Source organism: Streptomyces sp. NPDC099050 (assembly GCF_044759865.1).
Lineage (GTDB): Bacteria > Actinomycetota > Actinomycetes > Streptomycetales > Streptomycetaceae > Streptomyces.
Genome location: NZ_JBIWAE010000035.1, coordinates 31661 through 55524, shown reverse-complemented (window position 1 = coordinate 55524; position 23864 = coordinate 31661). Strand labels below are relative to the sequence as shown.

20 protein-coding genes and 2 pseudogenes are annotated in these 23864 nt (G+C 72.5%); 18 read left to right on the top strand and 4 right to left on the bottom strand.

Translation table 11 applies throughout. From position 1 onward, the window contains the following. Positions 1-42 precede the first annotated feature (42 nt). The 10 genes and pseudogenes from ACIQV3_RS36920 to ACIQV3_RS36875 form a co-directional block, all read left to right on the top strand. Positions 43-327, top strand: a pseudogene (locus ACIQV3_RS36920) (thioesterase II family protein); the annotation flags it as partial. A gap of 64 nt (positions 328-391) precedes the next feature. Beyond that, positions 392-649 (top strand): thioesterase II family protein, encoded by a 258-nt coding sequence (locus ACIQV3_RS36915; RefSeq protein ID WP_403720656.1) that lies wholly within the window; start codon positions 392-394, stop codon positions 647-649. A 121-nt stretch (positions 650-770) separates the two neighbouring features. Continuing rightward, on the top strand, positions 771-2768 hold the full coding sequence (locus ACIQV3_RS36910) for an acyl-CoA dehydrogenase family protein (RefSeq protein WP_403720640.1): 1998 nt from the start codon (positions 771-773) through the stop codon (positions 2766-2768). Between the two features lie 97 nt (positions 2769-2865). Beyond that, a complete protein-coding gene (locus tag ACIQV3_RS36905) occupies positions 2866-4185 on the top strand; it encodes a hypothetical protein (protein ID WP_403720637.1) in 1320 nt (439 codons plus the stop codon). Positions 4186-4205: 20 nt separating this feature from the next. Then, positions 4206-5459, top strand: coding sequence for a 1-deoxy-D-xylulose-5-phosphate reductoisomerase (dxr, locus tag ACIQV3_RS36900; protein WP_266881395.1), 1254 nt, complete (start codon positions 4206-4208; stop codon positions 5457-5459). Beyond that, complete coding sequence (locus tag ACIQV3_RS36895; RefSeq protein WP_403720635.1) at positions 5456-6757, top strand: M50 family metallopeptidase; 1302 nt, start codon at positions 5456-5458, stop codon at positions 6755-6757. Before dxr ends, ACIQV3_RS36895 begins: the two co-directional genes overlap by 4 nt. Positions 6758-6966: 209 nt before the next feature. Beyond that, positions 6967-8124, top strand: coding sequence for a flavodoxin-dependent (E)-4-hydroxy-3-methylbut-2-enyl-diphosphate synthase (ispG, locus tag ACIQV3_RS36890; RefSeq protein WP_403720633.1), 1158 nt, complete (start codon positions 6967-6969; stop codon positions 8122-8124). A 226-nt stretch (positions 8125-8350) separates the two neighbouring features. Further along, positions 8351-9196: a GNAT family N-acetyltransferase gene (locus tag ACIQV3_RS36885; RefSeq protein WP_403720631.1), complete on the top strand. Its 846-nt coding sequence runs from the start codon at positions 8351-8353 to the stop codon at positions 9194-9196. A 148-nt stretch (positions 9197-9344) separates the two neighbouring features. Then, positions 9345-9914, top strand: a complete 570-nt coding sequence (locus ACIQV3_RS36880; RefSeq protein ID WP_403720653.1) for a GNAT family N-acetyltransferase — start codon at positions 9345-9347, stop codon at positions 9912-9914. A gap of 86 nt (positions 9915-10000) precedes the next feature. Beyond that, positions 10001-11704 (top strand): proline--tRNA ligase, encoded by a 1704-nt coding sequence (locus tag ACIQV3_RS36875; protein WP_403720629.1) that lies wholly within the window; start codon positions 10001-10003, stop codon positions 11702-11704. A gap of 215 nt (positions 11705-11919) precedes the next feature. Here ACIQV3_RS36875 and ACIQV3_RS36870 read toward each other — a convergent pair whose 3' ends face one another. The 4 genes from ACIQV3_RS36870 to ACIQV3_RS36855 are packed head-to-tail and all read right to left on the bottom strand — an operon-like array spanning position 11920 to position 14935. After that, positions 11920-12927 carry a slipin family protein gene (locus tag ACIQV3_RS36870; RefSeq protein WP_403720627.1) on the bottom strand — a complete coding sequence of 336 codons (1008 nt, stop codon included), beginning with the start codon at positions 12925-12927 and terminating at the stop codon, positions 11920-11922. A 43-nt stretch (positions 12928-12970) separates the two neighbouring features. Further along, on the bottom strand, positions 12971-13873 hold the full coding sequence (locus ACIQV3_RS36865; RefSeq protein WP_403720625.1) for an aminoglycoside phosphotransferase family protein: 903 nt from the start codon (positions 13871-13873) through the stop codon (positions 12971-12973). Positions 13874-13925: 52 nt separating this feature from the next. Beyond that, on the bottom strand, positions 13926-14381 hold the full coding sequence (locus ACIQV3_RS36860) for a ferritin-like domain-containing protein (RefSeq protein WP_403720624.1): 456 nt from the start codon (positions 14379-14381) through the stop codon (positions 13926-13928). Beyond that, on the bottom strand, positions 14378-14935 hold the full coding sequence (locus ACIQV3_RS36855) for a hypothetical protein (protein ID WP_403720623.1): 558 nt from the start codon (positions 14933-14935) through the stop codon (positions 14378-14380). Before ACIQV3_RS36855 ends, ACIQV3_RS36860 begins: the two co-directional genes overlap by 4 nt. A gap of 154 nt (positions 14936-15089) precedes the next feature. Between ACIQV3_RS36855 and rimP the strand changes: the two genes are divergently transcribed. From rimP to ACIQV3_RS36815, 8 genes and pseudogenes are all read left to right on the top strand, one after another. After that, positions 15090-15587: a ribosome maturation factor RimP gene (rimP, locus tag ACIQV3_RS36850; protein ID WP_266904030.1), complete on the top strand. Its 498-nt coding sequence runs from the start codon at positions 15090-15092 to the stop codon at positions 15585-15587. A gap of 2 nt (positions 15588-15589) precedes the next feature. Further along, complete coding sequence (gene nusA / locus ACIQV3_RS36845; protein ID WP_403720622.1) at positions 15590-16702, top strand: transcription termination factor NusA; 1113 nt, start codon at positions 15590-15592, stop codon at positions 16700-16702. Positions 16703-16890: 188 nt separating this feature from the next. Beyond that, positions 16891-17178 carry a YlxR family protein gene (locus tag ACIQV3_RS36840; protein WP_266881406.1) on the top strand — a complete coding sequence of 96 codons (288 nt, stop codon included), beginning with the start codon at positions 16891-16893 and terminating at the stop codon, positions 17176-17178. 151 nt (positions 17179-17329) lie between these two features. Further along, positions 17330-20500, top strand: coding sequence for a translation initiation factor IF-2 (infB, locus tag ACIQV3_RS36835; RefSeq protein ID WP_403720619.1), 3171 nt, complete (start codon positions 17330-17332; stop codon positions 20498-20500). A 171-nt stretch (positions 20501-20671) separates the two neighbouring features. Next, positions 20672-20965, top strand: a complete 294-nt coding sequence (locus ACIQV3_RS36830) for a DUF503 domain-containing protein (RefSeq protein ID WP_030161467.1) — start codon at positions 20672-20674, stop codon at positions 20963-20965. Positions 20966-20993: 28 nt separating this feature from the next. Next, positions 20994-21479: a 30S ribosome-binding factor RbfA gene (gene rbfA / locus ACIQV3_RS36825; protein ID WP_403720616.1), complete on the top strand. Its 486-nt coding sequence runs from the start codon at positions 20994-20996 to the stop codon at positions 21477-21479. Next, positions 21479-22387, top strand: coding sequence for a tRNA pseudouridine(55) synthase TruB (gene truB / locus ACIQV3_RS36820; RefSeq protein WP_403720614.1), 909 nt, complete (start codon positions 21479-21481; stop codon positions 22385-22387). Before rbfA ends, truB begins: the two co-directional genes overlap by 1 nt. A 413-nt stretch (positions 22388-22800) precedes the next feature. Continuing rightward, a pseudogene (locus ACIQV3_RS36815) lies at positions 22801-23864 on the top strand (serine protease); the annotation flags it as partial.

Genomic DNA, 23864 nt, shown 5'->3' with positions numbered 1-23864 from the left:
GGCCCCCCGGACCGCAGGCCACGGGCGCCGTGTGGCAGGGGCGTGAGCGCCCGCACGCGCGGCCCCACGCCGCCGGGCGAGCCGCTTCCCGGCCGGCGAATCGAGTCGCACGTGTCCTACCTGGTTCGCCACCGCCCCGTCGCGGATCCCGCCCTGCGCCTGGTGTGCTTCCCGCACGCGGGAGGCGGCGCGGGCTTCTTCCGCGACCGGCCCCGGCACCTGGATCCTTCGGTCGATTTCGTGGCGGTGCGGTACCCGGGACGCGAAACCCGCATGGGCGAGGCGCTGATCCCGACGATGGACGCGCTGGCACCACAGGTCACCGCGGCGCTCCTGGCCGAAACCCCCGGGCCCACGGTGCTCCTCGGCCACAGCACGGGCGCGGCGCGAGCTGTTCCTGCCGGTCATCCGCAACGACTTCCGCCTGATCGACGCCTACCGCCGCCGCGAGGACGCTCCGCCGCTGCGCGCGGACGTCATGGCCCTCACGGGGGACCGCGATCCCCGCGTCACCCCGCTCGGCGCCCGGGCATGGCCGGCGGTCACCACGGGCGCCTTCACCTCCCACGTCTTCGAGGGCGACCACTTCTACCTCGTCCCGCACGCGGAGCGGGTCGTCCGGCTGGCCGTGGGCCGGCCGGACGCCTGAGCGGGTTCGGTTCCGGCGTCCCTCTTTTACCGCCGCTTCCCCGGCGCCCGAAACGGGTACGACTCACTGGTAGCACCCACCGGTAAGCACCCCCTCTCTCGGCGGCGAGGTGAGCCCCCTCATGTCCGCACCACAGCCCGCACAGCCCGCACAGCCCGTTCCGCCCGCAGGGCCGCGACAGCCCGCACCGTCCGCACAGCCCAAGGTGACCGAGCGCGAGGCACGGCAGGTCGCGGAAGCGGCCCGGGAACAGAACTGGCAGCGGCCCAGCTTCGCCAAGGAGCTGTTCCTCGGCCGGTTCCGGCTGGACCTGATCCACCCGCACCCGCTCGCGGCCGAGGAGGACGTCCGGCGCGGGGAGGCCTTCCTGGCCCGGATGCGGGAGTTCTGCGAGACCTCCGTCGACGGAGCGCGCATCGAGCGCGAGGCGAAGATCCCCGACGAGACCGTGCGCGGGCTGAAGGAGCTCGGCGCGCTCGGCATGAAGATCGACCCGAAGTACGGGGGCCTAGGCCTCACCCAGGTGTACTACAACAAGGCGCTCGCCCTCGTCGGCTCCGTCAGCCCGGCCATCGGCGCCCTGCTCTCCGCCCACCAGTCGATCGGCGTGCCCCAGCCGCTGAAGATGTTCGGCACGCAGGAGCAGAAGGACGCCTACCTGCCGCGCTGTGCGACCACCGCCATCAGCGCCTTCCTCCTCACCGAGCCCGACGTCGGCTCCGACCCGGCGCGGCTGGCCACCACGGCGGTCCCGGACGGGGAGGACGCGTACGTCCTGGACGGCGTGAAGCTCTGGACCACCAACGGGGTCGTCGGCGACCTGCTCGTCGTCATGGCCCGGGTGCCGAAGAGCGAGAACCACCGGGGCGGGATCACCGCCTTCGTCGTCGAGGCCGACTCCCCGGGCATCACCGTCGAGCACCGCAACGCCTTCATGGGCCTGCGCGGCCTGGAGAACGGCGTCACCCGCTTCCACCGGGTCCGGGTCCCCGCGGCCCAGCGCATCGGCGCCGAGGGCGCCGGCCTGAAGATCGCGCTGACCACGCTGAACACCGGACGGCTGTCGCTGCCCGCCATGTGCGTGGGGGCGGGCAAATGGTGTCTGAAGATCGCCCGCGAATGGTCCGGCGTACGCGAGCAGTGGGGACGGCCCGTCGGCCTGCACGAGGCCGTCGGCTCCAAGATCTCCTTCATCGCGGCCACCACCTTCGCCTTGGAGGCCGTGGTCGACCTGGCCTCCCAGATGGCCGACGAGGACCGCAACGACATCCGCATCGAGGCCGCCCTCGCCAAGCTCTACGGCTCCGAGATGGCCTGCCTGATGGCGGACGAGCTGGTCCAGATCCGCGGCGGGCGCGGCTTCGAGACCGCCGAGTCCCTCGCGGCCCGCGGCGAGCGGGCCGTACCGGCCGAGCAGATGCTCCGCGACCTGCGCATCAACCGGATCTTCGAGGGATCCACCGAGATCATGCACCTGCTGATCGCCCGCGAGGCCGTGGACGCCCACCTGTCGGTGGCCGGCGACCTCATCGACCCCGACAAGGCACTGGGCGACAAGGCGAAGGCGGGCGCCCGCGCCGCCGGGTTCTACGCCCGCTGGCTGCCGCGGCTCGCCACCGGCGCCGGCCAGGTCCCCGGCACCTACCGGGCCTTCCATCCGAGCGGCCACCCCGACCTCGCCACCCATCTGCGCTACGTCGAACGCGGGTCGCGCAAACTCGCCCGGTCCACCTTCTACGCCATGTCCCGCTGGCAGGGCCGGATGGAGACCAAGCAGGGGTTCCTCGGCCGGATCGTCGACATCGGCGCCGAGCTCTTCGCGATGAGCGCGGCCTGCGTGCGCGCCGAGCACCTGCGGGCCACCGGCGAGCACGGCCGGGAGGCCTACCAGCTGGCCGACGCCTTCTGCCGGCAGTCCCGGCTCCGCGTGGAGGAGCTCTTCGGGCGGCTCTGGGACAACACCGACGACCTGGACCGCAAGGTCGTGGCCGGGGTCCTGTCCGGGACCTACACCTGGCTGGAGGAGGGCGTCCTCGACCCCTCCGGCGACGGCCCGTGGATCGCCGACGCCACCCCGGGCCCCTCCACTCGCGAAAACGTCCACCGGCCGCTGCGCTGACCTGAAATCATCGCCGGACGTCGGACGGACGTACGAGGATGAGTATGAGTACGAGCACGGGTACGCGTACGAGCACAGCGCGAGGCGGACGAGAACGATGCCGACGGCCGAGGAAGACCGCACCAGCCGACGGCTGGCCTGGTGCGTGGCGCACGTGCTGCGCCACGCACCGGACCACGTCGTCACCGACATGATCGGCCGGCTCGACGAGCCCGCCTTCAAATACCTGTGCCGGGACGAATGGCTGGCGGCCTCGACCGTCACCCTGCTGCTCCGCCACGGAAGCCCGGCCGACCGCAGCTACGTCGCCCGCAACCCCCGCGTCGTGGGCCGGCCGCTGCCCGGCCTGCCCGGGCCCGCCCGGTACGCCCGCCGCCGGACCCCTCCGGAACTCCTGCCGGTGCTCCGCGCGGAACTCGGCCGGGACCCCGTCGAGGAGCCCCTCACCGCGGCCGAGCTCATCGGCCTGCTGCGCCGCCACGGCCGGCGCGGGCCGCGGGTCCCGCTGGACATCCTGGCCCTGAGCCACGGCCCGGACCCCGGGCCGCTGCTCGCCGAGCACCTCCGACGGCCGCTGCCGGCCGGCTCCGTCGAAGCCCTGCTGCTCGCCCTGGACCTGCCCCGGGACGCCGTCCACGCGCTGCTCGCCACCGCGGCTCCGGACGAGCGCTCCTGGTACCGGCCCGCCGTCCGCGCCGTACGGATGGGCCGGGTCACGCACGAGGAGATCGTCGCCCACGTGGCCCCGGCGCACCGCAGCCTGCTCCTCACCGACGTGTCCCGGGCCCGCGGCCTGCGCTGGACCCTGCCCGAGCGGACGGGGATGCGCACGGCCGTCGCCCGGGCCCTGCGTCCCCTGCGCGACGACCCCCGGCTCTGGGCGGAACTGCTGCGCCACGCCCCCGTCTTCCCGGGCACCCTGCCGGTCCTGGTGGCCCGGATCGTGCGCGGCACCCTGCCGGAGCCCGCCGCGGGAGAGCCGGTCCCCGGGCTCGCCGAGGCCGTGCGCTCCATGGCGCCCGGGGGCGCCGGGCCGGTCGGCGGGGTGGACCGCGAACTGGCCCTGGCGAGCCTCGCGGTGCCCATGCAGTCCGTCGAGGAGGACGTCCGGTGGGTGCGCGACTGCCTCGCCCGCGGGCTGCTCACCGGCGAGGACGTGATCCGGCACAAGGCGCCCGCCTGCTGGGCCCTGGACGAGGACCACTGGCTGGGTGAGGTGGACCACCCCGACCGCCACGAGCCGTCCGCCCCCGTGATCGCGGCCCGGTCCGAGGCCGACCGGCTGTTCGCGCTGGCCCTGGGCTCCGATCCGGACGCCTGGTGGCGGGTCGCCACCACCCTCCCGGACTTCGCCGGAACGCTCCCTCACCTTCTCCTTCGGGTCACGGAAGGGGGCTCCGTGTCCGGGCGCCCCTGAGTTGCAGCAACAATGGGTCCATGAGCGACCGCCCATCTCCCCTCGCCGATCCGCACCTCCTCTTCGACCCCGCGGCCGGCCGTCGGGACATCGTCATCCTCGGCTCCACCGGGTCCATCGGGACCCAGGCCATCGACCTGGCCCTGCGCAACCCGGACCGGTTCCGGGTCACGGCCCTGTCCGCCGCCGGCGGCCGGGTCGCGCTGCTGGCCGAGCAGGCCAGGCTGCTGCGCGTGAACACCGTGGCCGTCGCGCGCGAAGACGTCGTACCGGCCCTCAAGGAGGCCCTGGACGCCGAGTACGGCGCCGGTGAGCCGCTGCCCGAGATCCTCGCCGGACCGGACGCGGCGACCGAGCTCGCCGCCTCCGAGTGCCACACCGTGCTCAACGGCATCACCGGTTCCATCGGCCTCGCGCCCACCCTCGCCGCGCTGCGCGCCGGGCGGACCCTGGCCCTCGCGAACAAGGAGTCGCTGATCGTCGGCGGCCCGCTGGTGAAGGCCCTGGCGAAGCCGGGCCAGATCATCCCGGTCGACTCCGAGCACGCCGCGCTCTTCCAGGCCCTGGCCGCGGGCACCCGCGCCGAGGTCCGCAAGCTCGTGGTCACCGCCTCCGGCGGGCCCTTCCGCGGCCGCACCCGCGCCGAGCTGGCCTCGGTCACGGTGCAGGACGCCCTGGCCCACCCGACCTGGGCGATGGGCCCGGTGATCACCGTGAACTCGGCGACCCTGGTCAACAAGGGGCTGGAGGTCATCGAGGCGCACCTGCTCTACGACATCCCCTTCGAGCGGATCGAGGTCGTGGTCCACCCGCAGTCGTACGTGCACTCCATGGTGGAGTTCACGGACGGCTCCACGCTGGCCCAGGCCACCCCGCCGGACATGCGCGGCCCGATCGCGATCGGGCTGGGCTGGCCCCAGCGGGTCCCGGACGCGTCCACCGCGTTCGACTGGACCAAGGCGTCCACCTGGGAGTTCTTCCCGCTGGACACCGAGGCCTTCCCGGCGGTGGGCCTGGCCCGGCACGTCGGCGCCCTGGGCGGTACCGCGCCCGCCGTGTTCAATGCGGCGAACGAGGAGTGCGTAGAGGCGTTCCTGGCCGGTCGGCTCCCGTTCACAGCAATCATGGATACCGTCTCTGCCGTGGTCGATGAGCACGGAACCCCCGCCAGGGGAACTTCTCTCACCGTCGCGGACGTCCTTGAAGCGGAGACCTGGGCCAGGGCCCGGGCACAGGAGATGGCGGCACGGGCCGCCGTGGAGGCGCGCGCATGACCGTACTGCTGACCCTGATCGGCGTGCTCGTCTTCGTCGTCGGGCTGCTCTTCTCGATCGCCTGGCACGAGCTTGGCCACCTCTCCACGGCCAAGTTCTTCGGCATCCGCGTGCCCCAGTACATGGTCGGCTTCGGCCGGACCATCTGGTCGCGCAAGAAGGGCGATACCGAGTACGGGCTCAAGGCCATCCCGATGGGCGGATACATCCGCATGATCGGAATGTTCCCGCCGGGGGAGGATGGCAAGGTCACGGCCCGCTCCACGTCGCCGTTCCGCTCGATGATCGAGGACGCGCGCTCGGCCGCGTACGAGGAACTGCAGCCCGGCGACGAATCGCGGCTCTTCTACACGCGCAAGCCGTGGAAGCGCGTGATCGTGATGTTCGCGGGACCGTTCATGAACCTGGTCCTCGCGATGGCGATCTTCTTCGGCGTGTGGATGACCTTCGGGGTGCAGCAGACCACCACCCAGGTCCAGACCGTCACCGACTGCGTGATCAAGCAGAGCGAGAACCGCGACACCTGTAAGGCGGGCGACCCCGCGGCCCCGGCCAAGGCCGCGGGCGTGCGGGCCGGCGACAAGATCGTGGCCTTCCAGGGCAAGCCGGTCGAGGACTGGGACACCCTCCAGAAGGACATCCGGAACACCATCGGACCCGCCACCCTCACCGTCCTGCGCGACGGGCAGAAGGTCGCCCTGAACGCGAGCCTCGTGGAGAACCGCGTGGGCAAGACGGACGGCCACGGCGGCTACGTCAAGGGCGAGTACGTCTCGGCCGGCTATCTCGGCGTCGGCCCGAAGTCCGTGATCGCCCCGCTCACCTTCACCCAGTCCGCGGACCGGGTCGGCGAGGTCGTCCAGAGCAGCGTGCAGGGCCTGGCCCAGCTCCCCGGCAAGATCCCGGCCCTGTGGAACTCGGTCTTCAACGGAGCCGAGCGGGAGCAGGACTCCCCGATGGGCATCGTCGGCGCGGCCCGGATCAACGGGGAGATCGCGACCCTGGACATTCCGGGCGAGCAGCGGATGTCGATCATGCTGAACGTGCTGGGCATGTTCAACCTCTCCCTCTTCCTGTTCAACATGCTGCCCCTGCTGCCCCTGGACGGCGGACACATCGCGGGCGCCCTGTGGGAATCGGTGCGGCGGGCCTTCGCCCGGGTCTTCCGGCGCGCCGACCCGGGCCCGTTCGACGTGGCGAAGCTCATGCCCGCCGCCTACGTGGTGGCCGGAGTTTTCCTTTGCTTCACCCTGCTGGTCCTGGCCGCGGACGTGGTCAATCCCATTAAAATCACCTGATCGAAAGATCGGCGGGCCGCTGGGCGGGTCATCCCGCGGACCGTCCCTACAGCATGCGATTCGGAGCCGGGCACGCATCGTGCCCGGCTCCCTACGTTCGAGTGGCGACCGACCGGCGATGCACGTGAGCCGTGCCGGTTGGCGTAATCTCGGACGTTGGAGCCCGCCGATCCCGGCACCTATATCCACACCTTGGGGTTGCACAGCAGATGACTGCCATCTCTCTCGGAATGCCGGCCGTGCCGACGAAGCTTGCCGACCGCAGGGTCAGCCGCAAGATCCAGGTCGGCTCGGTCGCCGTCGGCGGGGACGCACAGATCTCCGTGCAGTCGATGACCACCACCAGGACCTCCGACGTCGGGGCCACGCTCCAGCAGATCGCTGAGCTGACCGCGTCCGGCTGTGACATCGTCCGCGTGGCCTGCCCGACGCAGGACGACGCCGACGCGCTCGCCGTGATCGCGAAGAAGTCGAACATCCCGGTCATCGCCGACATCCACTTCCAGCCGAAGTACGTGTTCGCCGCGATCGACGCCGGCTGCGCCGCCGTCCGCGTGAACCCGGGCAACATCAAGCAGTTCGACGACAAGGTCAAGGAGATCGCGCGGGCCGCCAAGGACGCCGGCACCCCGATCCGGATCGGCGTCAACGCCGGCTCGCTCGACGCGCGCCTGCTGAAGAAGTACGGCAAGGCCACGCCCGAGGCGCTGGTCGAGTCCGCGCTGTGGGAGGCCGGCCTCTTCGAGGAGCACGGCTTCAGCGACATCAAGATCTCGGTCAAGCACAACGACCCGGTGGTCATGGTCAACGCCTACCGGCAGCTGGCCGCCCAGTGCACCTACCCGCTGCACCTCGGCGTCACCGAGGCCGGCCCGGCGTTCCAGGGCACGATCAAGTCCGCCGTCGCCTTCGGCGCACTGCTCTCCGAAGGCATCGGCGACACGATCCGCGTCTCGCTGTCGGCCCCGCCGGTGGAGGAGATCAAGGTCGGCATCCAGATCCTGGAGTCGCTGAACCTCAAGCCGCGCCGCCTGGAGATCGTCTCCTGCCCGTCCTGCGGGCGTGCGCAGGTGGACGTCTACAAGCTGGCCGAGGAGGTCACGGCGGGCCTGGAGGGCATGGAGGTCCCGCTGCGCGTCGCGGTCATGGGCTGCGTCGTCAACGGCCCCGGCGAGGCCCGTGAGGCCGACCTGGGCGTCGCCTCCGGCAACGGCAAGGGCCAGATCTTCGTCAAGGGCGAGGTCATCAAGACCGTCCCCGAGTCGAAGATCGTCGAGACCCTCATCGAAGAGGCGATGAAGATCGCCGAGCAGATGGAGAAGGACGGCGTGATGTCGGGCGAGCCGACGGTCGCGATCGGCGTCTAGGACATGGCACAGCCGCCCGCACGGAGCCGCACGGCTCCGCGCGGGCGGCCGGAACGACGACGGGCCCGGAGCCGCAGGTGCGGCTCCGGGCCCGTCGGCATGCGGGCCTCCGGGGCGGGCACGGCCCGGGAGCGCTCCGAGGAGCGGCTCCGAGGGGCCTCGAAGGCATCTCGGAGCCGCTCCGGGTACAGTGCGGAGATCAGCAGACTTGCATGGTGAGGCCCCAGTGTTGACGCAGACCACCACCCGGGTCCTTGAGCCCAGTGATCTCGACGCCGCGCTCGAGATCCTCGGCCGCGCGCCGGTCGAGAACGCCTTCGTCACCTCCCGGGTCCAGATCGCCGGACTCGACCCGTGGCGCCTGGGCGGCGAGATGTGGGGCTGGTACGCCGACGGCGAGCTCCGCTCCCTCTGCTACGCCGGCGCCAACCTGGTGCCCGTCTGCGCCGGCCCCGACGCCGTACGGGCCTTCGCCGACCGCGCCCGGCGCACCGGCCGCCGCTGCTCCTCCATCGTCGGCCCCGCCGAGGCGACGGAGCTGCTCTGGCAGCTCTTGCAGCCCAGCTGGGGCCCGGCCCGCGACGTCCGCTCCCGGCAGCCGCTCATGATCATGGAGCAGCCGTCCACGACGGTGGGCGCAGACCCCCGGGTGCGGCGGATCCGCAAGGACGAGATGGACCTGATCATGCCCGCCTGCGTGGCCATGTTCACCGAGGAGGTCGGCATCTCCCCGATGACCGGCGACGGCGGCCTGCTCTACCAGGCCCGCGTCGCCGAGCTGGTGGCCGGCGGGCGCTCCTTCGCCCGCGTCGAGGACGGCAAGGTCGTCTTCAAGGCCGAGATCGGCGCCGCGACCTCCCGCGCCTGCCAGATCCAGGGCGTCTGGGTGGCCCCCGAGTTCCGCGGCCGCGGGCACTCCGAGACCGGGATGGCCGCGGTCGTCGCGTACGCGCTGCGGGACGTGGCCCCCGTGGTCAGCCTGTACGTCAACGACTTCAACACCGCCGCACGCGCCTCCTACCGCCGGGTCGGCTTCCGAGAGGTCGGCGCGTTCATGAGCGTGCTGTTCTGAGCCTCGGGCACGGGTCGTCCAGTCTCAGGGCGTCCGCTCCCCGGGCGTCCAGTCGCCGGGCACCCGCTCCCCGGGCGTCCCGTTTTCCGGGCGCCCTGTTCCGATCTTCCTGTTCGACCGCACGCCCGGCCAGTAAGGTCGCCGCATGATGCCAACCCCCGCGGGAGAAGACCCCGGCCGGCCCGCCGGCCTGCGCATCGGGGCCCTCGACCTCGCCGCCCGGGTCGACGAGGCCCTGCGCGTGCAGGCCATGGCCTTCGGCCTCAGCGAGGAGGAGATCGGCATCCGGCGCTACATCGTCCAGCGCCACATGACCTGCCGCGGCGCCCGCGCGCTCGGCGCGTTCACCGAGGACGGGGGCCTCGCCGGGTTCGTCTACGGGATGCCCAACGACCGCGCGCACTGGTGGTCCGGAGTCGTCGAGCCCTATCTGCGGACCGGCGGCCACGAAGGCTGGCTCGACGGCTCCTTCGTGATCACCGAGCTCCACGTCCACCCCGGGTTCCAGGGCCAGGGCGTCGGCCGCGCCCTCATCACCCTCATCACCGACACCGCCGCCGAGGACCGCTCGATCCTCTCCGCGATCGACACCGACAGCCCCGCCCGCGGCCTGTACGGCTCGCTCGGCTACACGGATCTGGCCCGCCAGGTCCTCTTCCCGAGCGCGAGCCTCCCGTACGCCGTCATGGGCGCCCCGCTGCCGCTGCGCAGGCCCTGACCCCTCAGGCCCTGACCGCGCGGGCCCTGACCCCGTAGGCTGGAAAGCGTTTCCGTGCGGCTCCGCGCCCCCGGTAGCCTCCCGTCATGTCAACGCAACACGTGCAGCGCATGTCCCGCCTCATGGCCAAGACCCTCCGCGAGGACCCCGCCGACGCGGAAACCCTCAGCCACCGCCTCCTGGTGCGGGCCGGCTACGTCCGGCGCAGCTCCGCCGGGGTGTGGAGCTGGCTGCCGCTCGGCAAGCGGGTCCTGGACAACGTCTCGCGCATCGTCCGCGAGGAGATGGACGGGATCGGGGCGCAGGAAGTGCTGCTCCCGGCGCTGCTGCCGAAGGAGCCGTACGAGGTCAGCGGACGCTGGTCGGAGTACGGGGACCTGCTCTTCCGGCTCAAGGACCGCAAGGGCGCCGACTACCTGCTCGGCCCCACCCACGAGGAGATCTTCACCCTGCTGGTCAAGGACCAGTGCACGTCCTACAAGGACCTGCCGGTCATGCTGTACCAGATCCAGACCAAGTACCGCGACGAGGCGCGGCCCCGCTCGGGCGTCCTGCGCGGCCGCGAGTTCCAGATGAAGGACTCGTACTCCTTCGACGTGTCGGACGAGGGCCTGGCGGAGTCCTACCGGCTCCACCGCGAGGCTTATGTGCGGATCTTCGAGCGGCTCGGTCTCGACCACCGGGTGGTGTCGGCGGTCTCGGGCGCGATGGGCGGCTCGGCGTCCGAGGAGTTCCTGGCACCGGCCCCGGCCGGCGAGGACACCTTCGCGGACTGCCCCTCCTGCGGCTACGCGGCCAACACGGAGGCGGTGACCTTCGCCCTGACCCCGGCCGGCGGGGAACACGGCCCGCTGGAGGAGATCCCGACCCCCGACACCCCCACCATCGAGTCGCTGGCGGCGCACCTGGGCATCCCCGCCTCGGCGACGCTGAAGAACCTCCTGGTGAAGGTGGACGGCGAGATCACCGCCGTCGGCGTACCGGGCGACCGGGAGGTCGACCTCGGCAAGCTCGGCGAGCACCTGGCCCCGGCGGTCGTGGAGCTGGTGACGGCGGAGGACTTCACCGGCCGGCCCGACCTCGTACGGGGCTACGTGGGCCCGCAGGGCCTGGAGAAGGTCCGCTACCTCGCCGACCCCCGCGTCGCGCCGGGCACCTCCTGGGTGACGGGCGCCAACCAGCCCGATACGCACGCGCGGAACGTGGTCTGCGGTCGGGACTTCGAGGTGGACCGGTACCTGGACGTGGTCGTCGTCGAGGAGGGCGACCCCTGCCCCTCCTGCGGCGCCGGGCTGCGGCTCGACCGGGCCATCGAGATCGGGCACATCTTCCAGCTCGGCCGCAAGTACGCCGACGCCTTCGGGCTCGACGTGCTCGGCAAGGAGGGCAAGCCGGTCCGGGTCACGATGGGCTCCTACGGGATCGGCGTCTCCCGAGCCGTGGCCGCGCTGGCCGAGCAGACGGCCGACGAGCGGGGCCTGTGCTGGCCGGCGGCGGTGGCCCCGGCCGACGTGCACGTCGTGGCGGCCGGCAAGGCGGTGCCGCTCGCGCTGGCGGAGTCGGCGGCCCGGTCCCTGGCCGGGGCCGGTCTGCGCGTCCTCCTGGACGACCGGCCGGGCCTGTCACCCGGGGTGAAGCTGACGGACGCGGAACTCATCGGGGTCCCGTGGATCCTGGTGGCGGGCCGCCGGTCCGCCGACGAGGTGGTGGAGCTCCAGGACCGCCGCGCCGGCACCCGCGAGGAACTCCCCCTGACGGAGGCCCTGTCCCGCCTGACCGGCACCGCGTAGCCCTGCGGGGCTGTCCCCTACCCGCCCTTCGCCCGTTCCCCGGGGCTGTGCCCGACCCCCCTGGGGCTCGGCCCCAGACCCCGCGCCTCAAACGCCGGCGAGGCTGGATTTGCCGCTGCGCGGCACATTTCAGCCCGTCCGGCGTTTGAGGACCGGGTCCGGGCGGAGCCCGGGGAACGGTGGAAGGGCGGGTAGGGGACGGCTCCGCGCAGCGCCTAGCCGCGCCCGTCCGGCTCCGCAGGGGGCGGCGGCGGGGATCCGTCCAGGCAGGGCTCCGCGACCGCCCCGGGGCCGAACCCCGCAGCGGCGTCCGGAGGCGCCACCGCGGGAGCGGGGCCCGCGAGGCTGGGAGACGGCGCCGCAGGAGCAGGGGCCGAGGTGACCGGGCCCGGTACTGCGGGCGGAGGGGCCGCGGGCGGAGGGGCCGCGGGCGGAGGGGCCGCGGGACGAGGCGCCGCAGGCGCGGGTGCCGCGCGTTCCAGGAAGCGCAGGAGTTCCACCGGGAACGGGAGGACCAGCGTGGAGTTCTTCTCCGCGGCGACGGCCACGACCGTCTGGAGCAGGCGCAGCTGAAGCGCCGCCGGCTGCTCCGACATGACCGCCGCCGCCTCGGCCAGCTTCTTCGACGCCTGGAGCTCCGCATCCGCGTTGATGATCCGCGCCCGCCGCTCCCGGTCGGCCTCCGCCTGCCGCGCCATCGACCGCTTCATCGTCTCCGGGAGCGACACGTCCTTGATCTCCACCCGGTCGATCTGGACGCCCCAGCCCACCGCCGGACTGTCGATCATCAGCTCCAGGCCCTGGTTGAGCTGTTCCCGGTTGGACAGCAGGTCGTCCAGGTCGGACTTGCCGATGATCGACCGCAGCGAGGTCTGCGCCATCTGGGAGACGGCGAACCGGTAGTCCTCGACCTCGATGAGCGCGTTGGCCGCGTCCACCACCTTGAAGTACACGACCGCGTCCACCCGCACCGTGACGTTGTCCCGCGTGATCCCCTCCTGGGCGGGCACCGGCATCGTCACGATCTGCATGTTGACCTTGTGCAGCCGGTCCACGGCCGGGACCACGAAGGTGAAGCCGGGCCCCCGGACAGCGCCCCGCAGCCGCCCCAGGCGGAAGACCACGCCCCGCTCGTACTGCTTCACCACCCGGGCGGCGGCGCCCAGGTAGGCCACGATCCCGACGCCCGCGACGGCGCCCGCTGTGAGCAGTTCCTGGAGCATGGCGTCCTCCTGCCGGGCAGGTCCCCCACAGGGGTGTTATGCCCTACAACCAGCCCGCGAACTCCAGCAGCAGCTCCGCGTCCCGCCGCCGGCCGGCGGCCAGCGCCCGGTTGCCCGATTCGACGGCCCGGAACAGCGTCCAGCCCCGCAGCCGGTCCCGGTCCACCTCCAGCGCGTCGGCCAGCTTGTTCACCCGTCGCCGGGCGCCCGAGGCCCCCGCCGAGGAGGCCATCTGGTCCTCCAGCCGGTCCCGTACCAGCCGCGCGAGGTCGTACGCCCGCTCACCGACCATCGGGTCCGGGCCCACCGCCAGCCACGGAGCGCGCTCGCCGGAGAGGACCTTGCCCTGTCGGAAGTTCCCGTGCAGCAGCAGTTCCTCGGCCGGCGCCGCCGTCAGTTCCTCGCGGGCCGCCAGCGCCGCCGAGGCCAGCTCCGCCGTCTCCGGGGGAGCCTTGCGGAGCACCTCGGCCTGCTCGGAGGTCCGCTCGGCGACCGTCTCCCAGCCGTGCCCCCGCGCCGGGGCCACCCACAGGCGGCGCAGCGTGCCGCAGGCCTCCAGCAGCGCCTTCGCCTCCGGCAGCGACCGCAGCGAGACCTCGGGGTGCAGCCGCTCCAGCAGCAGCGCCCCGTCCTCCTCGTGATGGCGCGTGTCGAGGACCCGTACCGCCCCGTAACCGCCCCAGTGGGCCAGCGCGGCCAGCTCCCGGTCGGGCCGGAGCGCCGGCGGGGCCAGCTTCAGCGCGGCCGGGGTCCCGTCGGCGTAGCGGACGAGGACGACCAGGCTGGTGCGGCCGCCGGGGGCCTGCACCCGCTGGGCCAGCACCCCGCGCCGGGCCAGCGCCTCCTCCGCCAGTCCGGGGAGCTGCCCCAGCCAGTGCGAGACGTGCGCCGATTCCGGCAGCTCGCCGAGCGCCCGTAGGAGCCGCTGCGGCGGTTCGAAAGCCATGCGTGCGTGGTCCCTTTCAGCCGTGCCCGGGCTCGCCGCGCATGGTTGCGCGCTAGGTCGGCGGTGTGTCCGCGCGTTCCGTGAGCCCAGGGAAGGCTACGCCGACACCGCGCCACCGTGCCGCCCGCAGGGCCGCGGCGCTCAGCGCGTCGGCCGCCTCGCGGCGCAGCCGGCCCTCGGCGGCGCGCACCAGATCCGAGTACGCGCCCGCCACCCGGTCCTCGATCCCGGCGGCCAGCCGCTCGGCGTCGGAGGGCGTGCGCACGGTGAACGGCAGGGTGTACGCGGCCTCCGAGGGCCGCGGGGAACCGCCCAGCTCACGCACGGTGCGGGCGAGCGCGTCGCGGCGCGCCAGGTGGCCGCCGTGCGCCTCGCGGGCCTCGGCGGAGCGGGCGGCCGAGGCCCGGGCCCCGATCACGCCGTAGCCGTACGCGGCCGCGTGCTCGGCGGCGAGCGCGGCCTGCGCCGCCTCCAGGACCCGGCCGGCGGGGGAGGGTGTGGAGGTCACGAGGAGGCTCCCGGGGTCGAGGTCAGCAGGTACGCGTGGACGTGGCCGCACGCCGCGACCGAGGCGAGCATCCGGGCGAGCTCCCCGGGGGCGCCGGCCAGGGTGATCGTCCGGGCCTCGGCCAGGCTCCGCTCGGCGTCCGCGAGGGCGGTCAGCGCGTCGGCGGGCCCGGCGGGCACGGGTGCGGCCCCCGGAGCGGGGGGAGCGGCCGCGGCGCCGGACGGGACGGGGGAGGGAGCGGAGGCGGAGCGGGAGGGCGGGGCCGGGGCCTCCGGGGAGCCCCCGTCGGCGAGGGCCGCCGTGTGCGCCGCGACCGAGGCGCGCAGGGGTGCGAGGCGCTGGGCGAGGGCCGGATGGGCCGCGGCCGTCGCGTCGTAACGTTCCAGCAGTCGCTCGCTCTCACGAACGGCCGTCTCGCGCATCCGCCGTTCGAGTGGAACCTCGGGCTCCGCGGCGGGCGGCCGGTCGTCGGAACAACCGCTGAGCAGCGCGGCACCGGCGACGCCCGCGGCACCGGCGAGCAGGCCTCTTCGCGACGGCAGGATCGAGGGCACGGGGACGTCCTAAGGGTGATGGCCGGCAGGGTGTGATCACCGTACCCGGGGCCCCGTCCACAGGGCGGACGGCAACACCCTCCGCGACCGGATACCCTTTGACCTGACGCACGACGGAAATCACAACAGCACACGCGGCCGAGGAGTCACCCGGATGAGCACCACCCAGAGCGACAGGCTGCGCGCATTGCTGGAGCCGCTCGTCGCCGCCAAGGGCCTGGACCTCGAGGAGATCGAGACGTCCAAGGCGGGCAAGCGCCGGATGCTGCGCATCATCGTGGACTCCGACGAAGGCGTGGAGCTGGACGCGTGCGCCGAGCTGAGCCGCGAGGTCTCCGACCTGCTGGACGAGACCGACGCGATGGGTGAGGACGAGTACGTCCTCGAAGTCAGCTCGCCTGGCGCGGACCGCCCGCTGACCGAGCACCGTCACTACATCCGGGCGATCGGCCGCCTCGTGAAGTTCCAGACGTCGGACGGCGGGGAAGTGATCGCCCGCATCCTCGACGTCGACGACGAGGGCATGGACCTGGAGGTCCCGGGCGTGAAGGGCCGCAAGGCGACCGCCCGCCGCATCGTGTTCACCGACATCGCCAAGGCGCGTGTCGAGATCGAGTTCAACCGCAAGGACAAGAAGGAAGAGGAGGCGTAGTCGTGGACATCGACATGAGTGCCCTACGGGGTCTGGTCCGGGAGAAGGAGATTTCCTTCGACCTGCTCGTCGAAGCGATCGAGTCGGCCCTCCTCATCGCGTACCACCGCACCGAGGGAAGCTTCCGGCGCGCACGCGTCGTGCTCGACCGCACCAACGGTCACGTGATCGTGTGGGCGACCGAGGACCCGAGGGACCTGGAAGAGGGCCAGGAGGCCAAGGAGTTCGACGACACCCCGTCGGACTTCGGCCGCATCGCCGCGACGACCGCCAAGCAGGTGATCCTCCAGCGTCTGCGCGACGCCGAGGACGACCTGACCTTCGGCGAGTTCCTGGGCCGCGAGGGTGATGTCATCACCGGCGTCGTGCAGCAGGGCAAGGACCCGAAGAACGTCCTCGTCGACATCGGCAAGATGGAGGCCATGCTGCCGGTGCAGGAGCAGGTCCCCGGCGAGGAGTACACGCACGGGCTGCGACTGAAGTCGTACGTCGTGCGGGTGGCGAAGGGTGTCCGCGGTCCGTCCGTGACCCTGTCGCGCACCCACCCGAACCTGGTGAAGAAGCTGTTCTCGCTCGAGGTCCCGGAGATCGCCGACGGCAGCGTCGAGATCTGCGCGATCGCCCGTGAGGCCGGTCACCGCACCAAGATCGCCGTCCGCGCCAACCGCTCCGGCCTCAACCCGAAGGGCGCCTGCATCGGCCCGATGGGCAGCCGCGTGCGCAACGTGATGGCCGAGCTGCACGGCGAGAAGATCGACATCGTCGACTGGTCGGACGACCCGGCGGAGATGGTCGCCAACGCCCTGTCGCCCGCCCGGGTGAGCAAGGTCGAGGTCGTGGACTGGGACACCCGCTCCGCGCGGGTGACCGTGCCCGACTATCAGCTGTCGCTGGCCATCGGCAAGGAGGGCCAGAACGCCCGCCTCGCCGCTCGCCTGACCGGCTGGCGCATCGACATCCGTCCCGACACCGAGCAGCCCTCGGACGGCGAGGACCGCGACCGGGGCGAGCGCCGCGACGACCGCGGCGAGCGCCGCGACGACCGGGGCGACGACCGGGGCGACCGGGGCGGCGACCGCCGGGACGACCGGCGCGACGACCGCCGCGGGGAATAAAACCGCTACCGCCCGGAGCTGTCCGGGCGGTACACAGGAACGGCAGGGGCGACAAGAGCCCTGCTCGACGTGCACGGCCGTCCGCCGCCGAGGTTTCGGCGGCGTGACCCGGCACTAGTGATCACGACAACATCCGTTCGATTTTTCGCCCGAAGGGGTGAGGTCGGTGCGGGGAGGTAGACTTAAGCGTGTCTGGCCGGACGCAAGCCCGCGCATGCCCCGAACGCACCTGTGTGGGGTGTCGGGAGCGAGCGGCCAAGAGCGATCTGCTGCGCATCGTGGCGGTCGGTGACAAATGCGTCTCCGATCCTCGCGGTACGCTGCCCGGCCGGGGTGCCTACGTGCACCCCGCCGTGGTCTGCCTCGACCAGGCTGTCCGCCGTAGGGCGTTCTCCCGGGCCTTCAAGTCCGCAGGACCGTTCGACACGGCGGAACTGCACAATGCCGTGGCCGATGAGGCCGAGGCGACACCGTAAGCACGTAGTACGGCACGGATCACCGTGCGGTCAGGTACCTCGCGAGTTGGAAGTAGGTCGAGATTGCGATGAGCACCCCTCGATGAGTACGCGATGAGTACGAGCATGAAGTAGACACGGTCCGGCGTAACCCGGACCTAAAAGGAGCGAAGTGGCTAAGGTCCGGGTATACGAACTCGCCAAGGAGTTCGGAGTTGAGAGCAAGGTCGTCATGGCCAAGCTCCAGGAACTCGGTGAGTTCGTCCGTTCGGCGTCCTCGACGATCGAGGCGCCGGTCGTACGCAAGTTGACCGACGCTTTGCAGGGCCCCGGCGGCAACGCCGGCAAGCCCGCTGCGAAGCCGGGTGAGCCCCGCAAGGCCGCCCCCGCCAAGCCCGGGGTTCCCACCCCGGGTGCTGTTGCACGTCCCGCTGCCCCGAAGCCCGGCGCCCCGGCCCCCAAGCCGGTCGTTGCCGAGGCCCCGGTCGTCAGCACCCCCGCCCCGGTGACCCCGGCCGCCACCGGCGGCCCGCGCCCGGGTCCGAAGGCTCCGGCCGCCCCGAAGCCCGCTCCGGCGGCTCCCGTGGCGACCGAGTTCTCCGCGCCTCCGGCGGCTCCGGCCGCCGCGGCTCCGGCGCGCACCGACCGTCCCGCCGGCCCCGGCGCGACCCCCGGTCCGCGTCCGGCGCAGCAGCGCCCCGAGCGCACCGAGCGTCCGGCGGCCCAGGGCGGCCAGTCCGGCGCCCGTCCCGGCGCCCCGCGTCCGGCCGGTGCCGCTCCGGCGCGCACCGAGCGTCCCGCAGGTCCCGGTGCTTCGGCCCCGCGTCCGCAGGGCGCCCGTCCGGCCGGTCCCCGTCCGGGCAACAACCCGTTCACCTCTGGTGGCTCCACCGGCATGGCGCGCCCGCAGGCGCCCCGTCCGGCCGGCGCTCCCCGTCCCGGTGCCCCCGGCGCCGGTGACCGCCAGGGTGGCGCTCCCCGTCCGCAGGGCGGCCCCGGCGGCGCTCCGCGTCCGCAGGGTGCCGGTGCGGGCCGTCCGACCCCGGGCGGCATGCCCCGCCCGCAGGGCGGCGCTCCGCGTCCGGGTGGTGCCCCCGGTGGTAACCGTCCGAACCCGGGCATGATGCCGCAGCGTCCCGCTGCCGGTGGTCCCGGTCCCCGTCCCGGTGGCGGCCCCGGTGGCCGTGGTCCCGGTGCGGGCGGTCCCCGTCCCGGCGGCGCCGGTGGCGCCGGTCGTCCCGCGGGCGGCGGCTTCGCCGGTCGTCCGGCCGGTCCGGGCTCGCGTCCGGGTGGCGGCGGCGGCTTCGGCGGTCCCCGTCCCGGTGGCGGCGGCTTCGGCGGCGGTCCGGCCGGTGCCGGTGGCGGCGGTCGTCCCGGCTTCGCCGGGCGTCCCGGTGGTCCCAATGCCCGTGGTGGCACGCAGGGTGCCTTCGGCCGTCCCGGTGGTCCCGCGCGCCGTGGTCGCAAGTCCAAGCGCCAGCGTCGCCAGGAATACGAGGCCATGCAGGCCCCGTCGGTCGGCGGCATCATGCTGCCGCGTGGTCACGGCGAGACCGTTCGCCTGTCCCGCGGTGCCTCCCTCACCGACTTCGCGGAGAAGATCAACGCCAACCCGGCGTCGCTCGTCGCCGTGATGATGAACCTCGGCGAGATGGTCACTGCCACGCAGTCCGTCTCCGACGAGACCCTCGAAATGCTGGCCGGCGAGATGAACTACGTCGTTCAGATCGTCAGCCCGGAGGAAGAGGACCGCGAGCTCCTCGAGGGCTTCGACATCGAGTTCGGCGAGGACGAGGGCGGCGAGGAATTCCTCATGCCGCGTCCGCCGGTCGTGACCGTCATGGGTCACGTCGACCACGGTAAGACCCGACTGCTCGACGCCATCCGCAAGACGAACGTCGTTGCGGGCGAGGCCGGTGGCATCACGCAGCACATCGGTGCGTACCAGGTCGGTACCGAGGTCAACGGTGAAGAGCGCAAGATCACCTTCATCGACACCCCGGGTCACGAGGCGTTCACCGCCATGCGTGCCCGTGGTGCCAAGTCGACCGACATCGCGATCCTCGTGGTCGCGGCCAACGACGGCGTGATGCCGCAGACGATCGAGGCGCTCAACCACGCCCAGGCCGCCGGCGTTCCGATCGTCGTCGCGGTCAACAAGATCGACGTCGAGGGTGCCGACCCGGTCAAGGTGCGCGGTCAGCTCACCGAGTTCGGTCTGGTCGCCGAGGAGTACGGCGGCGACACGATGTTCGTCGACATCTCCGCCAAGCAGGGTCTGAACATCGACTCCCTGCTCGAGGCCGTCGTCCTCACCGCCGACGCCTCGCTCGACCTGCGCGCCAACCCGGAGCAGGACGCTCAGGGTATTGCGATCGAGTCCCACCTCGACCGCGGCCGCGGTGCCGTCGCCACCGTCCTCGTCCAGCGCGGTACCCTCCGCGTCGGCGACACGATGGTCGTGGGCGACGCCTACGGCCGAGTGCGCGCCATGCTCGACGACAAGGGCAACAACGTCGAGGAAGCGGGTCCCGCGACCCCCGTCCTGGTCCTGGGTCTCACCAACGTCCCCGGCGCCGGCGACAACTTCCTCGTCGTCGACGAGGACCGCACCGCCCGTCAGATCGCCGAGAAGCGTGCTGCGCGTGAGCGCAACGCCAACTTCGCCAAGCGCGTCCGCCGGGTGTCCCTGGAAGACCTCGACTCGGTCCTCAAGGCCGGTCTGGTCCAGGAACTCAACCTCATCATCAAGGGCGACGCGTCCGGTGCGGTGGAGGCTCTCGAGTCCTCGCTGCTCCAGCTCGACGTCGGCGAAGAGGTCGACATCCGCGTCCTGCACCGCGGTGTGGGTGCGGTCACCGAGTCCGACATCAACCTGGCGATGGGCTCCGACGCCATCGTCATCGGCTACAACGTCCGTGCGGCCGGCCGTGCCGCGCAGATGGCGGAGCGCGAGGGTGTCGACGTCCGCTACTACTCGGTGATCTACCAGGCCATCGAGGAGATCGAGGCGGCCCTGAAGGGTCTCCTCAAGCCGGAGTACGAAGAGGTCGAGCTCGGCACGGCGGAGGTCCGCGAGGTCTTCCGTTCGTCCAAGCTGGGCAACATCGCCGGTGTCCTCATCCGGTCCGGCGAGGTCAAGCGCAACACCAAGGCGCGGCTCCTGCGCGATGGCAAGGTCATCGCCGAGAGCCTCACCATCTCCGGTCTGCGCCGCTTCAAGGACGACGTCACCGAGATCCGCGAAGGCTTCGAGGGCGGTATCAACCTCGGCAACTTCAACGACATCAAGATCGACGACGTCATCGCGACGTACGAGATGCGCGAGAAGCCCCGCGCGTAAGCGCGAGGCGGTGTTCGCACCGTGTCGTAGTCGTAGGTAGCTGTAACACCGGGGCCGGTCGGCGGAATATCCGTCGATCGGCCCCGGCCGTTGCGTGTACGGTTCTGATGACCCTGCCGCGCGACGGCCGGCAGGCCACCGAACCCGCACCGGCGGGATATCCGGAACTGCATGTACGTGGGGACTCTGTCCTTCGATCTGCTCCTCGGCGACGTTCACTCGCTGAAGGAGAAACGCTCCGTCGTCCGGCCCATCGTGGCCGAGCTCCAGCGCAAGTTCTCTGTGAGCGCGGCCGAAGTGGGCGACCAGGACCTGCACCGCAGGGCCCGTATAGGGGTCGCTCTGGTGAGTGGGGACACGGGGTTCCTCTCGGATGTACTGGACCGCTGCGAGCGGCTGGTCGCGGCACGTCCGGAAGTGGAACTGCTGTCGGTACGACGGCGGCTCCACGGTGATGAAGACTGACCGCAAGACTTGAGAAGGAGACGGACCAGTGGCCGACAATGCGCGGGCGAAGAAGCTGGCGGACCTCATCCGGGAGGTGGTGGCCGAGAAGCTGCAGCGCGGCGTCAAGGACCCCCGCCTCGGTACGCACGTGACCATCACGGACACCAGGGTCACCGGCGACCTGCGGGAGGCCACGGTCTTCTACACGGTGTACGGCGACGACGAGGCGCGGGTCAGTGCGGCAGCGGGTCTGGAGAGCGCCAAGGGCGTTCTGCGCTCCGCGGTCGGCCGGGCGGCGCAGACCAAGTTCACGCCGACCCTGACGTTCGTGGCGGACGCCCTTCCGGAGACCGCCAAGAGCATCGAGGACCTCCTGGAGAAGGCGCGGACCTCAGACGCCCAGGTGCGCGAGGTCTCCTCGGGCGCGAAGTACGCCGGCGACGCCGACCCGTACAAGAAGCCCGATGAGGACGACGCCGACGAGGCCGAGGCCGACGCCGACGCCGACGAAGACGGGGACGCATCCGCGTAATGAGCACCAACGCAGGGAAGACGCCGGACGGCCTGGTCATCGTCGACAAGCCGTCCGGCTTCACTTCGCACGACGTGGTCGCCAAGATGCGGGGGATCGCCAAGACCCGCCGCGTCGGCCACGCCGGCACGCTCGACCCGATGGCGACGGGCGTGCTGGTCCTGGGCGTCGAGAAGGCCACCAAGCTCCTCGGCCACCTCGCGCTCACGGAGAAGGAGTACCTCGGGACCATCCGGCTGGGCCAGAACACCCTGACGGACGACGCCGAGGGCGAGATCATCTCCTCCACGGACGCCGGCGGGGTCACCCGGGACGGGGTGGACGCGGGCATCGCCAAGCTGTCCGGCGAGATCATGCAGGTCCCGTCCAAGGTCAGCGCCATCAAGATCAAGGGCGTGCGCTCCTACAAGCGCGCACGCGACGGCGAGGAGTTCGAGATCCCGGCCCGCCCGGTGACCGTCTCCTCGTTCCAGGTGTACGACATGCGGGAGGCGGAGGCCGAGGACGGCACCAAGGTCGTCGACCTCGTCGTCTCCGTGGTCTGCTCCAGCGGTACGTACATCCGCGCGCTCGCGCGGGACCTGGGCGCCGACCTCGGCGTCGGCGGGCACCTCACGGCGCTGCGGCGGACGCGGGTGGGCCCGTACAAGATCGACCGGGCGCGCACGCTCGACCAGCTCCAGGAGGAGCTGACCGTCATGCCGATCGGCGACGCGGCGGCTGCCGCGTTCCCGCGCTGGGAGCTCGACGCCCGGCGGGCCTCGCTGCTGGCGAACGGTGTGCGGATCGACATGCCGGACGAGTACGAGCCCGGCAAGGCGGTCGCGGTCTACGGGCCGGACGGCTCGCTGCTCGGGCTCGTCGAGAGCAAGGGCGGCAAGGCGAAGTCGCTCGCCGTCTTCGCCTGAACCGCATTCCTGACGCGGTGAACCGGCCGGCCTTCGGGCCGGCCGGTTCTCGTTTGGCCCCGCGTCGCTTGGCCCCGCCTCGTTTGGTCCCGCGTCGTTCGGCCCCGCCGGTTCTCGTTCGACTCCGCCGGTTCTCGTTTGCCCGGACAGGTCCCGTTTGCTCTGCAGGGTCCAGTTTGACGTGGAGCGGCGAGCGCACAGGGACTGCTGCTCGCCGCTCCACGACCCCCCTCGGGTAGGTCTCTATCCACCCGGACCCCCTTATTCACCCGTCCGAGCAGGCGCTCGGAGTGAATGGAGGGAGCGTAAGGGGGCGCTTTCGCCACGCGTGCTGTTCCCGCTGATCTTCACCTGCCTACGGTCGTGCCTACGGGGCACGCGCGGCGGGGAGTGGTGCGGTGACGGCGGAACTGATCAGGATCTGCGATCTCGCCGGGCGGCCGCGGGGGAGCGGCTTCGTCGCGGACGACCGCGGGACGGTGCTCACCAGCCACGAGGCGGTGGACGGACTGGCCCGGATGGTCCTGCACGGGCCGGCGCCGGGGGAGCGGACCTGGCGGGCCGGGGCCTCGGACGTGACCGCCCTGCCGGAGCTGGGGCTGGCGCTCGTCCGCAGCGACGGGCTCGGCGTGCGGCCGCTGCCGGTCGCGCCGCGCGGGGTGATCGTCCCCGGGACGTACGTACGGCTGTCCGCGCGGGGCTGGCGCCAGGCACGGGTGCTCGGCCCGGCCGAGGCGACCTACATGGCCATGGCCACGGCCGCGGCCACGGCCGCCGGTACGGCGACGGACCGTGTCCACCTGCTCCCGGCCGCGCTGGAACTGGCCATCGGGACCGACGGCCGCGACGCGCTGCGGCTCGGCGGCGAGGCCTGCGGGGGGCCGGTGCTGGACGCCGGAACCGGAGCGGTGCTCGCGGTCCTGTGCACCGCTCTGCGGGCGGAGCACCGCTCCGGGGGCTTCGCCGTGCCCCTCGCCGCCGCGGCCGCCGCCGATCCGGGCGGACCCCTCGCCGCGCTGCTGGAACGCAACGCCGCCACCGTGCCGGGCTTCGGCGCCGACCTGAACCTCGCCGGAGCCCTCCAGCTCACCGGCACCACCCTGGGCGCGGCCCTCGCCGCCGGGGGACCGGAGCCGGTGGACCGCCCGGAGATCGGCGCCGAACTGGACGCCTTCACCGCCGGGGACCACCAGGTCCTCGCGCTGGTAGGCCGTCCCGGCACCGGCCGCACCACCGCCCTCGCCGCGCTGGCGGCCCGCCGCACCTGCGGCCCCCACCCGGCCCCGACCCTGTGGCTCCGCGGCGCCGACCTGCGGGCCGACGACACGTCGCTGGCCGACGCGGTGACGCGAGCCTTGGCGGAGGCGGGCCGGATCCTGGAGGCGCGGGCCGCGGGCCCGGGGCGGGGCCGTGTCGGTGGCGGTGGCGGTGGCTGTGACTGCGGCCCCGACCGCGACCGGGACCGGGACCGGGGCTC

Coding starts and splice junctions, on each gene's coding strand:
- ACIQV3_RS36910 (WP_403720640.1), top strand. CDS start 771: ATGTCCGCACCACAGCCCGCACAGCCCGCACAGCCCGTTCCGCCCGCA.
- ACIQV3_RS36875 (WP_403720629.1), top strand. CDS start 10,001: ATGTCAACGCAACACGTGCAGCGCATGTCCCGCCTCATGGCCAAGACC.
- ispG (WP_403720633.1), top strand. CDS start 6,967: ATGACTGCCATCTCTCTCGGAATGCCGGCCGTGCCGACGAAGCTTGCC.
- dxr (WP_266881395.1), top strand. CDS start 4,206: ATGAGCGACCGCCCATCTCCCCTCGCCGATCCGCACCTCCTCTTCGAC.
- ACIQV3_RS36880 (WP_403720653.1), top strand. CDS start 9,345: ATGCCAACCCCCGCGGGAGAAGACCCCGGCCGGCCCGCCGGCCTGCGC.
- ACIQV3_RS36870 (WP_403720627.1), bottom strand. CDS start 12,927: ATGCTCCAGGAACTGCTCACAGCGGGCGCCGTCGCGGGCGTCGGGATC.
- truB (WP_403720614.1), top strand. CDS start 21,479: ATGAGCACCAACGCAGGGAAGACGCCGGACGGCCTGGTCATCGTCGAC.
- ACIQV3_RS36905 (WP_403720637.1), top strand. CDS start 2,866: ATGCCGACGGCCGAGGAAGACCGCACCAGCCGACGGCTGGCCTGGTGC.
- rimP (WP_266904030.1), top strand. CDS start 15,090: ATGAGCACCACCCAGAGCGACAGGCTGCGCGCATTGCTGGAGCCGCTC.
- ACIQV3_RS36830 (WP_030161467.1), top strand. CDS start 20,672: ATGTACGTGGGGACTCTGTCCTTCGATCTGCTCCTCGGCGACGTTCAC.
- ACIQV3_RS36895 (WP_403720635.1), top strand. CDS start 5,456: ATGACCGTACTGCTGACCCTGATCGGCGTGCTCGTCTTCGTCGTCGGG.
- ACIQV3_RS36865 (WP_403720625.1), bottom strand. CDS start 13,873: ATGGCTTTCGAACCGCCGCAGCGGCTCCTACGGGCGCTCGGCGAGCTG.